This is a genomic window from Chryseobacterium phocaeense (assembly GCF_900169075.1).
GTDB lineage: Bacteria > Bacteroidota > Bacteroidia > Flavobacteriales > Weeksellaceae > Chryseobacterium > Chryseobacterium phocaeense.
The window spans coordinates 580,598-592,853 of the sequence record NZ_LT827015.1; the positions used below are offsets into that span (position 1 = coordinate 580,598).

A 12,256-nucleotide genomic window follows, 5' to 3' on the forward strand; every position below is an offset into this window, starting at 1 on the left:
TTGGGTTCAGGTTTTGTCCGGAAATAATCCTGTAAGCCAAATATTTTTTATTTTTACATGAATATCCGGATATTTTACCGGACTCAATTGAAAATGAACAAATATGTATTTATTGCGATACTGATATCTCTATGGACAGGAACCTTGCAGGGACAGGAGATGAATATCGACAGGTTTGATAAGATGGTAAAAGCCCTGAAGCTCGATAAAACCAGAATCAAAGAAGAATTTTGCACCGAAAAGAAAATGCCGGGCGCAGAAGAGTCATACATTGCAGTGCTTCCGGTTCTGCAGGGAAAAGAGGAGGACGACTTTTTCGTAGTCCGGAATTATATTGTGATCACCAATGAAAATGGTGAAATCAAAAATAAGTATTTCGATCCGGTTGACATTACATCAGACGCTGTTATGCTCCAAAGTATGATGATAGATACAGGCCTGTACAACATCAGCAGCGGAATCCGCGCTTTTGGCGTAAAAGTAAGTGTCAGGAACGGAAGCCAGCCCAATCCGTATTCTTCTGAAACGATCTCACTGTATTATCCGGCGGGGCAAACCCTTAAAAAAGTTTTAAATGAATTTGAACTAAGCCGCTACAGTGTCGAATGGAATACCCGCTGTACCGGTGAATCTGACGATGATACTTCCGTGATTATAATGGATAAGACAAAAACGAACAGCTTTACTGATCTTAAAATCAAAACCACCTCGGTCAACAGAAAAACCAAAGATGTAAACGGAGACTGCAAGGAAAACGAAACCTCAAAAACCTCTTACCGCATCTTGAAATTCAAAAACGGCAAATACCAATAACTTTTTCCCATATCCCCGCCACCTATTACCTAATATCTGCCACCTACAACCAGAAACAATGAAAATAAAATCCGTAATCGTAGACGATGAGCTTATAGCCAGAGAAGTTTTGAGAAACTATCTCACAAAATACTGCCCGCAGGTGGAAATAGCAGGCGAGGCTGAAAATATTAAAGAAGCCGTTCCCTTGATCAATGAAACCCAACCTCAATTGGTATTTCTGGATGTAGAGATGCCGTTCGGGAATGCGTTTGATGTGCTGGAAGCCACAAAAGATCTGTCTTACGAAACTATTTTCATCACTGCATTTTCCCAGTATTCTTTGCAGGCGCTCAATAAATCGGCAAGCTATTATATTTTAAAGCCGATAGATATCCAGGAACTGATTCTGGCCGTGAATAAAGTCGCTGAAAGCCTTGAAAAAAAGGAAGAAATCAATCGCAATAAAATTCTTCTTGAAAATTTAAAACTGAAACCTGAAAAACAACAACTCATTTTACCCACACTTCAGGGGTTTGATGTGGTGAAAACCGAAGATATCCTCAGGCTGCAGGCAGACGGAAATTTTACCCAGGTTTATCTTACGGACGGTTCCAAAAAAATGGTATGCCGTTTCCTGAAACATTTTGATGATCTTCTGGAGAATCCGTTCGTCAGGGTTCACCGTTCCCACATCATCAACGCAGGCTTTGTAAAATCTTACCACAAAAGCGGGACGGTCATGCTTTCGGATAATACGGAAATTGAAGTTTCCGGCAGTTTCAAAGACAATTTTCTGAAGGTCTTTTCATAGAATTTATCGTTCCTTAACAGCCCAAAGGCATTATTTTTGAAGTTTTCACGGCAACCACACAAAATATCCATTATGAAAACGTTCCAGAAAATTGCTGTTCCCGTGGCATTAGGGGTTTTAGGTCTCATGATTTACAGCTCCTGTTCAACAGGAATTCCGAAAGGAGCAACAGCCGTCCGTAATTTTGATGCTAAAAAATACCTCGGAAGATGGTATGAAATAGCCCGCTTCGATTACAGATTCGAAAAGGATATGGACAATGTAACCGCCGAGTATTCTGAAAACCCCAATGGTTCTATCCGCGTAAGCAATAAAGGCTATAATTACGTTAAAAAAGAATGGAAAGAATCTGTGGGTGAAGCCAGATTCGTGAAAGATAAAACCGAAGCCCGGCTTAAAGTTTCATTTTTCAAACCGATATGGGCCGGCTACAACGTCATTGATATCGATGAAGATTATCAGTACGCTTTGGTTGCCGGAAACAGTTTAAAATACCTCTGGATCCTGTCCCGTACCACCACCATCCCTGAAAGCATAAAACAGCGTTTCCTCGAAAAAGCAAAAAAGATCGGCTATACTACAGATGAGCTGATCTGGGTGAAGCATAATCAGTAATTAGCTAATGAGGCGAAGAAAGCTGAGAAAGAAAAGATGGCAAAAAGGCTAAACCGCAAAAGGGCTAAAAAGCAAAACGGTAAAACGGCCGATTAGCAAATTCACAAATAAGCAAATTCACGCTCTTAGCTTTCTTCGCTTTCTCAGCTTCCTTTGCCCTTTCGCCCTTTCGCCTTTTTACTATTTTCCCCTTTTCTCCATTGCCCTCTCACCATTTTTCCCGTCCTTTGCAGAAGATTTTTTTTCAAAAATTACCATATGGAAAAAGCTGTTCTGATCACTATTGGTGATGAAATCCTTTCCGGAAATACCGTTGATACCAATTCTAATTTTATTGCCACTGAACTTAAAAACATCGGCATACAGGTTACACAGATCTTCACCATCTCCGATGAGATCGATACCATTAAAAATACTTTAAAAACTGCTTTTGAGCTGGGCGATCTCGTCATTACCACAGGAGGTCTGGGCCCTACGAGGGATGACAAGACCAAAAAAGCGCTGGCCGAATTTTTTAATGACGAGATTGCACTGGATGAGGTTACGTTCAACCACCTTAGAAATTATATGGAAAAACGGGGGCGCATTGATATTCTTGAACGGAACAAAGAACAGGCGTTCGTCCCTACAAAATCGGTAGTTTTTCAGAACCACTTCGGGACCGCACCCTGTATGATGATGGAGCAGGACGGGAAATTGAGCTTCAGCCTTCCGGGAGTTCCATATGAAGTGAAACCATTAATCAGGGATCAGATTATTCCTTATCTGAAAGAAAAATTCAACCTTTACTATATCCACACCAGAATAGTTTCCGTGGTGGGAATTCCCGAGAGTATTCTCGCAGATACCATTGAAGACTGGGAACTCGCCCTTCCCGGAAATATGACATTGTCTTATCTGCCGGTAGGAACCCGTGTGAAGCTGAGAATTACAGCATCCGGAGAGAATGAGGAGGCTTTAAAACAGCAGGCTGAGCATGAAATACAGAAACTTCTCCCTCTGGTGGAAGGCCATGTCATTGCGGTGACTGAAGATAAAATAGAAAATATTCTTGCAGAGCTTCTTGCAGAAAGAAAACTGACAATTTCCACCGCAGAAAGCTGTACCGGAGGTGAACTGGCCAAAATGATCACGTCCAATTCCGGGAGTTCAAAATACTTTCTTGGAGGAATAGTAGCCTATGCCACGGAAAAGAAAGTTCAGATTTTAAACGTTTCTCAGGATACGGTGGATCAGTTTACGGTGGTCAGTGAGCAGGTCGCTGCGGAGATGGCACTGGGTTGTCAGAAATTGTTTGATACGGATATTTCCCTGTCTACAACAGGTGTTGCAGGCCCTGGTAAAGGGGAGGATGGCAAAGAAGTGGGAACGGTTTTCTACACCATACGAATCAAAGATAAAGAAGTCACTTCAAAATTATACCTGCCTCATTTAGACCGGATTGATTTTATGAATTTTGTTTCACAGAAGATTATTCAGGATCTGGTAGGGCTGTTAATTTCAGAATGAGTTTTAACTATCAGGGTTTAAAATAATCAATAGATGGTGCCGTTGATATTTTATTAAAATTAACGTAACAAATTATTAAAAAGACAGACATATAACAAAAATTGCTATCATAATGAAAAAACTAACGCTTTCTTTGTTTTTATTGGCAGGAGTTTGCTCACTGAATACAGTGAACGGGCAGGCTAAAGCCGTGAAAACAGCAGTTAACAGCACAGATAAAGGCTTGGATATTAGCCTTATGGATACTTCAGTACGTCCGCAGGATGATTTTTATAACTACGTAAGCGGAACGTGGATGAAAACAGCTAAAATTCCTTCTGACAAACCTACATGGGGGAGTTTCAACAAACTGGCTGAGGATACAGACAACAATTCAATGACGATTCTGAACTCTCTTTTGAAAGATAAATTTGCTGACGGAAGCGAAGGGAAAAAGATCCAGGATCTGTATGCTACGTACATGAACATGCAGAAAAGAAATGCAGACGGAATCAAACCTATCCAGGCCAACCTGAATAAAATTGATGCCATCAAAAACCTTGCAGACCTTCAGAATTACTTGATTTCAGTTACTAAAGACGGTGAAAATACATTATACGGATGGGGAGTAGATGCTGATCTTAAAGATTCTAAAATGAATGCCGTTTACTTAGGAAATGCGTCTTTAGGATTAGGAAGAGATTACTATCAGAAAGTAAACGAAAAAAATACGGAAGCCCTTGCTGAATATCAGAAGTATGTAGCTTCCATGCTTAAAGAATTAGGCTATAAAAACGCTGATGAAGCTGCTAAAGGAATCGTTGATTACGAAAAAAGCATTGCTAAAACATATCTGACCAACGAGCAGAGCCGTGACAATACCCTTCAGTACAACCCAAGAACAATGGCTGAGCTTTCAACACTGGTAAAAGGAGTGGATATTCCTGCTTATCTTAAAAAAGTTGGAGTAAGCACGGATAAAGTGATCATCGGGGAAATCGGGTATTACAAAGAATTTGATAAACTGGTGAATGCCCAGAACCTTCCTGTGATCAAGGATTATCTGAAATTCCACATGATCCACGGAAGCGCTTCTTACCTGAGCGAAAACCTTGGAAATATGAAATTTGCTTTCTATGGTAAATATTTAAGAGGCCAGCAGGAGCAGAGAGCATTGAACAAAAGAGGTTTTGAGTTAATCAACGGTACTCTTGGGGAAGCTTTCGGAAAACTGTATGTTGAAAAATATTTCCCGGCTGAAGCAAAAGCCCAGATGGTGGAACTGATTGACTATTTAAAGAAAAGCTTCGCAGTTCACATCAATAACCTGGCGTGGATGTCTTCTACCACGAAGGAAAAAGCAATGACCAAGCTGAATAAGTTTACCGTAAAAGTAGCGTATCCGGACAAATGGAAAGATTATTCAAAACTGGATATCGTTTCTGAAGCTAAAGGAGGAAGCCTGTACGGAAACCTTCAGAACATTACAGAATGGCAATACAATAAAGATCTTGCAAAGATTGGAAAAGCTGTTGACAAATCAGAATGGGGCATGACGCCTCAGACGGTAAACGCTTACTACAATCCGGTAAACAACGAAATCGTATTCCCTGCTGCAATCCTTCAGCCGCCTTTCTTCAATCCAAAAGCTGATGCTGCCGTGAATTTCGGAGGAATCGGTGCCGTAATCGGTCACGAAATGAGCCACGGATTTGATGATTCGGGAGCTCAGTTTGATGCAGACGGAAACCTGGTAGACTGGTGGACTCCTGAAGATAAAGCCAACTTCGAAAAAGCAACTAAAGCACTTGCCGCTCAATATGACAAATACGAACCTGTAAAAGGAACTTTCGTGAACGGTACCTTTACAAACGGTGAAAACATCGCTGATTTAGGCGGAGTAAATATCGCTTACGATGCCCTTCAGATGTATTTAAAAGATAAAGGAAACCCTGGAAAAATCAGCGGATTCTCCCAGGATCAGCGATTCTTCTTAAGCTGGGCAACCGTTTGGAGAACTTTATCCAGTGAAAAATATATGATCAACCAGGTGAAAACTGACCCGCATTCTCCGGGATATTTCAGAAGCTTTGGTCCACTCATCAACGTGGATGCTTTCTACAAAGCATTTGACGTGAAACAAGGAGACAAATTATACAAAACTCCGGAAGAAAGAATCAAAATCTGGTAACTATAACAAACCGTTCAGCAATGAGCGGTTTTGTTTTTTTAGGTAGCAGGGATTAGGGATTAGGGACTATAGGGATTAGGGAAGTCTCACATCTGTACACTGCTATACTCTAAAACCCTAACACTCTCAAACCCTCAAACCCAAACTGTCAGATTTTCATCATTTATCAATTATCATTAATCACTTATCACTAAAGTTTGTATATTTGATATATTCGTATATCAACTAAAATTTTTTTAATGAAAAAGCTAAATATTGGAATACTTGCTCTTTCCGGCATTGTATTTTTAAACTCGTGCGGAACGGCGAAAACAGCAGGTACAGAAACTAAAGCTGAAACCACGATAAACGCTGCAGAACCTATGAAAGAAGATGGAAAAGAGGAAGGAATCAATTTATCTTATATGGATAAAAATGTTCGTCCGCAGGATGATTTTTTTAGCTACGTGAACGGAAATTGGGTGAAAACCACTCAGATTCCTTCCGATAAGGCAAGCTGGGGTTCTTTCAATGCTTTGAGAGAAAATGTGGATGATGCCTCACTGGATATTTTAAACAAAATTTTATCCGAATCCTATTCTGAAGGCTCGGAAGGCCAGAAGATCCAGAACCTGTACGCTTCTTTCATGGATGTGAACAAAAGAAATGCTGAAGGGCTGGCTCCCATCAAAGGGGATTTAGCAAAAATAGAAGCGATTAAAAACCTTAATGACCTTCAGAAATACCTTCTTGAAGCTACAAAATTAGGAGACAATTCTTTCTACGGATGGAGGGTAAGCGCCGATATGAAGAATTCTAAAATGAACGCGGTATATTTGGGCGGTCCGGATCTGGGATTGGGTAGAGATTATTATCAGAAAGTGAATGACGCCAATACCAAAACCCTGGCAGAATACCAGACGTACGTAGGAAAGCTGTTCGGAGTTTTAGGAAATAAAAATGCTGACCAGGCGGCACAGAATGTAGTGGCCTTTGAAAAGCAGCTGGCCAATTATCTGCTGACACTGGAACAAAACAGGGATGCCAATCTGAGATATAATCCGAAAAATGTAACAGAGCTTTCAGGGCTGGTTAAAAACGTTAATCTGGCGAAATACCTGAAAGATGCAGGTGTGAATACAGATAGAGTGATCATCGGGGAACTGAAATATTATCAGAATATGGATCAGTTCATCACCGAAAAGAACCTTCCGCTGCTGAAAGATTATTTAAAATACCACTTGATCAACGGAAATGCCAGCAACCTTGATGATAACCTTGAGCAGATCAGGTTTGATTTCTATGCCAAATACCTTCAGGGCCAGAAAGAACAGCGCCCGATGGACAAAAGAGGACTTTCTCTTGTGAATGGCGTTCTGGGTGAGGCTTTCGGTAAATTATACGTTGAAAAATATTTCACTCCGGAGGCAAAAGCGCAGATGGAAACTTATATCGATTACCTTTTAAAATCATTCAGGAAACATATTAATGATATAGACTGGATGTCTGCTGAAACCAAAGTGAAGGCTCAGGAGAAACTGTCCAAATTTTCCGTGAAGATTGCTTATCCGGATAAATGGAAAGATTATACAAAACTGAAAGTAGAATCTCCGAAACAGGGAGCTACCTTATATTCCAATCTTCAGAATGTATCTGCATGGCAGTACCAGAGAAGTCTTGATAAAGTAGGTAAGCCGGTAGACAAAACGGAATGGGGAATGACGCCGCAAACCGTAAACGCTTACTACAGCGGATCCAACAATGAGATTGTGTTCCCGGCAGCTATTCTTCAGCCGCCTTTCTATAACCCTAAAGCAGATGCTGCCGTGAATTTCGGAGGCATTGGTGCGGTAATTGGTCACGAAATTTCCCACGGATTCGATGACAGCGGATCACGTTTTGACGGTGATGGAAACCTTAATAACTGGTGGACGGATGCTGACCGTAAGAATTTTGATGCTAAAGTGGGACAGCTTGCTGCCCAGTACAGCGCTTACGAACCGGTAAAAGGAAGCTTTGTGAACGGTAAATTTACAAGCGGTGAAAATATCGGTGATTTGGGTGGGGTAGCGGTAGCTTATGATGCCCTTCAGATGTATTTAAAAGATAAAGGAAACCCAGGAAAGATAAGCGGATTTACACAGGATCAGAGGTTCTTTATGAGCTGGGCTACGGTCTGGAGAACAAAATCCACAGACCAGTATATGATCAACCAGGTGAAGACAGATCCGCACTCTCCGGGAGTGTTCAGGGCATTTGGTCCGCTGGTGAATCAGGATGCGTTCAACAAAGCATTTGACATAAAACCTGGCGACAAAATGTACAAAGCACCTCAGGACAGGATAAAAATCTGGTAGAAGAACCGGAAATTGTTAGAAAAGAAAAAATCCATCTCGGCTGAATGCGGGATGGATTTTCTTTTTAGTAGGCTTTCTTATAATTTTTCAGGACAAACTTTATTCCCGTTTCTATAATATCTCCCATGGTTTTGCAATACTTGAAATTGACATCATAAGTAAGCTTCTGCAGAGCTGTTTTCAGCTCGGTAACATGGGCCTCCGGCGCAATATTATCTTTTTTCATAATAGCAATAAGTTCCTCGAATCTGTTTTGGCTGCTCGTCACCCTCTTGATAATCTGTGAACGGACTTCCTTACGATATTGCTCTATCGAATTAGGTTTAAGTTTTTCCAGCACCATTTGAACCATCACATTGTTTTCTTTGAAATACTGGGGGAGATAAACCTTAAGATTCCCTTCATAGCTTTGCTGATCAAAATCAATAGGCCGGATTCTGTAAATCACCTGATCAAAATCGTGAATGGGAATGATCACATAATTATAAGACCGCATATCACCAAGCAGCCCGATGAGACAACGTTCATTGAATTTTACAAACTCTTTGGAAATCTGTGCTTTTTCCAGTTCCGTACAATTCTGTAAATGTTTCTGAATAAAAACATCTCCGGGAATCCCTAAGATATGCTCTTCTATCAGGGTGTTTTTATAAATCAGGAAGTTAATCCGGTTGGGAGAAAGCAGGTCTTCAATTTCCAGTCCGTAAATACGCGAAGCATCGGCCTGTTTGATATAAAAATTAGTATGATTATCGTTGAGAATATTTCTCACCCGGATCCGGAAAGGTTTTGAGTTTCCGAAGGTACAAAAATCGATGGTATCTACTTTCAGGTAGGGTAAAGTAGCTTCATCACCGTCAGAATGAAGAAGGGTGTAGATCTTATTTAAATTGGCCTCTATCTCGTTAAATTCATGTTCAGGATACATGACGCCAAGCCACAAAGTATCTTTTCCGTCCTTATCCAGGATATTCACACTGTCACTGAATCTTAACAGGTCTTCATACAAAAACTGGATCTTCGTGGTCCTGTTATGTTTTTCCAGATACTGATTTAATGCTTCCGAAACAGGATAAATGGGTTTTCTGAACGCAATCTTTACATCTTTCATGACGCTGTTGTTTTGTTTAAATATAAAGAATATTTTTTCCTCATTCCGTAAGAATTCTCATTTTAACAGCAGTTTGGTGCTTTTTATCCATACAGGGAGCACAAAGTTTTTATTTTACATCTCCATAGCTTATCTTTATTTATTTTTTCATAGTTTAGTGACATCGTAAAGACATGATTTTACGATATATATATTATGGGTTAATTGAAATATATCAAGAAAAATCTTGACAAAATTTTGTATGTTACAGTTTTTTTTTAAATTTAAACATTGGATTGGTAATTTATTTGATTCATCAGTAAATTACTCAAAGACAGATCCAAACCAGAATCAGAAATCTCAAAATAATAATAATATGGCAATGTTTAATTATGGTGTTGGCGGAAACGAGGTAAAAGTAGACGCTAATGAAGCTATTCAGGAAATACAGGAAAACAAATCACTGATAGTAAGCCAGCTTACTACGGACGAATCTTATACCCCTGAAATCGTAACAGGACTAAAAACAGTGGATGATGTTTTCAGGCATTTCCAGCCTTCTGTAGCGGTACAGCACGAAACGGAAGACGGAGGTATTGTGGAAGAGGAATTCCGTTTTCAGAATCTTGCAGACTTCACCCCAAAAAATCTTACTCAGAAATCAGACTATTTGCAGCAGCTTAGCATGGAGCAGGAACAGTACAATAAAATCGTACGTCAGCTGAAAACCAATAAAATTCTGCGTAATATGCTGGAGAATGAGCAGACCAGAGCTGCCTTCATTGAAGTACTGAAAGATGTGGCACAAGAACTTGAAAAATAATTATTTACACTAAATCAAATCATGGATAGCAAATTACAGGCACAGGAAAGCCAACAGCAGGGTCAGCAACAGCAACACTCAGGGCAGCCGAAAGGCAACCCGCTTGCCGAGCTCAATAAATTAGGAGGGTTTGGCTTTGTGGAATCCGTTGTAGACGGTATCGCCAATATGAACCCAACCAGAAAAGCAAGGAAAGAAATTTTCCTGAATGATAATAATAAATCCGAAGAAAGAAAAGAGCTTCTCCAGAAAATAAGCCTTTGGGTAAGTCTTCTGGAAGGAAACGAATCTGCAGATAAAATGGCGGATACCTGTAAAAATAAAGCACAGGCAGCCGATCAGAATCTGAAAACCAATTTGAAAAATGCACTTGATTCAGTTCGTATGTTGGAAACCAACTACAGAACCGTAGCCCAGTTCTATAAAAATACAGAATTGGATAAAGTGGATAACGTAAGCATCGTTAATGCAAGTCTTGAACAGGTTTCAGATTTGGATAATCCTTTATTTATTGATGCTATTTCCGAAGAATTCAAGAATTATTATGACCGTCTTGACCTTAGGGATAACTATTCAATTCTGGCCATTCCAGGCTATTTAGGATCAAATAAAGTCATTGAAAAATGGGCCAAAATCTGTAACGAGAATAAAGTAATGATGGTTACCGATTTCGCCAACCTTGATAAGCCGGATGATGTGGTGGATTTATTCCACTCCGCCAACCTTACCGGAGGCGAGCTTCACAGAAGTAATGTGATTATGACGTGTAACTGGCTGGTAGGTAGAGGAAGAGCTGAAGAAGTAGGTGAAGAAGAGAACGTAGAACTTCCGCCTTCCACTTCATTGGCCGGAAAAATCCACAAAACCCTGATGTCTCAGGTAGCAGCCGGTAAAAAACACGGTAATATCAATGAAGTAGACGCCGTAAAATTCGAACTGAAGAAAAGCGAAATTTCTCAGTTGGAAAAAATGGGTCTTGTTCCTATGGTGAACGAATATGGAAAGATCATGGCATTCTCTGCCAAAACATTATTTACAGGGGATAACATCGGTCTTCAGACCTATTCTGTAGTACGTGTATTCGACTATGTAACTAAAGTTTTACTTGACTTCCTGAACAGAAGAGCCTTCGAGAACTGGAATGCCAAGAACGAAGATGATCTGAGAAGACAGATCGTAACCTTCCTTGACAATATCAAAGGACCGGATAAACTGATTGAAAAGTTCAAAATTGTTCGTTTCGAGCAGGACAAAGTAAACAAAGACAGAGTATGGCTTGACATCCGTATGACCCCTTATTTCCCTACAAAAAGTTTCGTGATCAAACTGGACGGACACAAAGGAGATGATGGCAACGAATGGGATGCACAATATACTCAGGAATAATAATAAACCAACTTTTAATAATAAAAACCGATGCATTTTTACATCGGTTTTTTACTTCCGATTCATATGAAAATTAATGTGATCAAAAAAAGCCCCGTCTTTTTCCTGCCACTGCTACTGCTAATGGCATTATCTGCATGTGAAAAAAAATACCAGGCACCGGATCACTATTCGGTAGACCTTTTTAAAGATGAACGCCAGGAAGGAAAAGCCTATATTATGAATGAAGAAGAATGTTTTGACGGCAGTGAGCTCGTCATTGCGAGTTCCAATGTAAAGCTTGCAGACAGTTCAAAAGGAAGAGGAAAAACATTCTTTCTATATAAAGTAAGATCCGGAAAAGTACTGAAAACGGTAAGAGATTCCGTGGCAGAATACCCTTTTATGTTCCTTTCCCATCAAAGGCTTAAACTTAAAACCGATTCCATGTATCTCTACCTGAAAAAGCTGGAAGGTTACCGCTTTATTGCCGCAGAAAGAAACCTTAAATATGAATGGCTGAAAGCAGCTCCGGTATATTCAGTGAAAAAGGATAAATAGTTTTATCTTTGCAGGACGGGGATTGCGTCAGTTACATTTTGTGAGTCAATAGAATGTAAAGATGCTTTCAACTCCGCTCAGCATGACAGTTTACAGTCATTCTCAGATAAGACAACTGGTTTGTTCTGTCATGCTGAGCAGAGTCGAAGCATTCAATACAATACTGAGTGGAAGTCCCTTC

At 40.1% G+C, this 12,256-nt stretch carries 10 protein-coding genes; 9 read left to right on the top strand and 1 reads right to left on the bottom strand.

Annotated elements, in window-relative coordinates; all coding sequences use genetic code 11:
• Positions 1–93: 93 nt before the first annotated feature.
• From B7E04_RS09420 to B7E04_RS09445, 6 genes are all read left to right on the top strand, one after another.
• Positions 94–813 (top strand): PA3715 family protein, encoded by a 720-nt coding sequence (locus tag B7E04_RS09420; RefSeq protein ID WP_080778414.1) that lies wholly within the window; start codon positions 94–96, stop codon positions 811–813.
• Positions 814–871: 58 nt separating this feature from the next.
• The gene (locus B7E04_RS09425; RefSeq protein WP_080778415.1) at positions 872–1,606 is read left to right on the top strand and encodes a LytR/AlgR family response regulator transcription factor; all 735 of its coding nucleotides are present in this window, start codon (positions 872–874) and stop codon (positions 1,604–1,606) included.
• A gap of 72 nt (positions 1,607–1,678) precedes the next feature.
• Complete coding sequence (locus B7E04_RS09430; RefSeq protein WP_080778416.1) at positions 1,679–2,221, top strand: lipocalin family protein; 543 nt, start codon at positions 1,679–1,681, stop codon at positions 2,219–2,221.
• Positions 2,222–2,479: 258 nt separating this feature from the next.
• On the top strand, positions 2,480–3,730 hold the full coding sequence (locus B7E04_RS09435; protein ID WP_080778417.1) for a CinA family nicotinamide mononucleotide deamidase-related protein: 1,251 nt from the start codon (positions 2,480–2,482) through the stop codon (positions 3,728–3,730).
• Between the two features lie 112 nt (positions 3,731–3,842).
• Positions 3,843–5,900 (top strand): M13 family metallopeptidase, encoded by a 2,058-nt coding sequence (locus B7E04_RS09440; protein WP_080778418.1) that lies wholly within the window; start codon positions 3,843–3,845, stop codon positions 5,898–5,900.
• Positions 5,901–6,139: 239 nt separating this feature from the next.
• Positions 6,140–8,236, top strand: a complete 2,097-nt coding sequence (locus B7E04_RS09445) for a M13 family metallopeptidase (RefSeq protein ID WP_080778419.1) — start codon at positions 6,140–6,142, stop codon at positions 8,234–8,236.
• Positions 8,237–8,300: 64 nt separating this feature from the next.
• Here B7E04_RS09445 and B7E04_RS09450 read toward each other — a convergent pair whose 3' ends face one another.
• Positions 8,301–9,347: a hypothetical protein gene (locus B7E04_RS09450; protein WP_080778420.1), complete on the bottom strand. Its 1,047-nt coding sequence runs from the start codon at positions 9,345–9,347 to the stop codon at positions 8,301–8,303.
• 355 nt (positions 9,348–9,702) lie between these two features.
• Between B7E04_RS09450 and B7E04_RS09455 the strand changes: the two genes are divergently transcribed.
• The 3 genes from B7E04_RS09455 to B7E04_RS09465 all read left to right on the top strand — a co-directional run bounded on the left by B7E04_RS09455 (position 9,703) and on the right by B7E04_RS09465 (position 12,075).
• Positions 9,703–10,149, top strand: coding sequence for a type VI secretion system contractile sheath small subunit (locus tag B7E04_RS09455; RefSeq protein ID WP_062653802.1), 447 nt, complete (start codon positions 9,703–9,705; stop codon positions 10,147–10,149).
• Positions 10,150–10,170: 21 nt separating this feature from the next.
• A complete protein-coding gene (locus tag B7E04_RS09460) occupies positions 10,171–11,535 on the top strand; it encodes a DUF5458 family protein (protein WP_080778422.1) in 1,365 nt (454 codons plus the stop codon).
• A 66-nt stretch (positions 11,536–11,601) separates the two neighbouring features.
• The gene (locus B7E04_RS09465) at positions 11,602–12,075 is read left to right on the top strand and encodes a hypothetical protein (RefSeq protein ID WP_228439879.1); all 474 of its coding nucleotides are present in this window, start codon (positions 11,602–11,604) and stop codon (positions 12,073–12,075) included.
• Positions 12,076–12,256 lie beyond the last annotated feature (181 nt).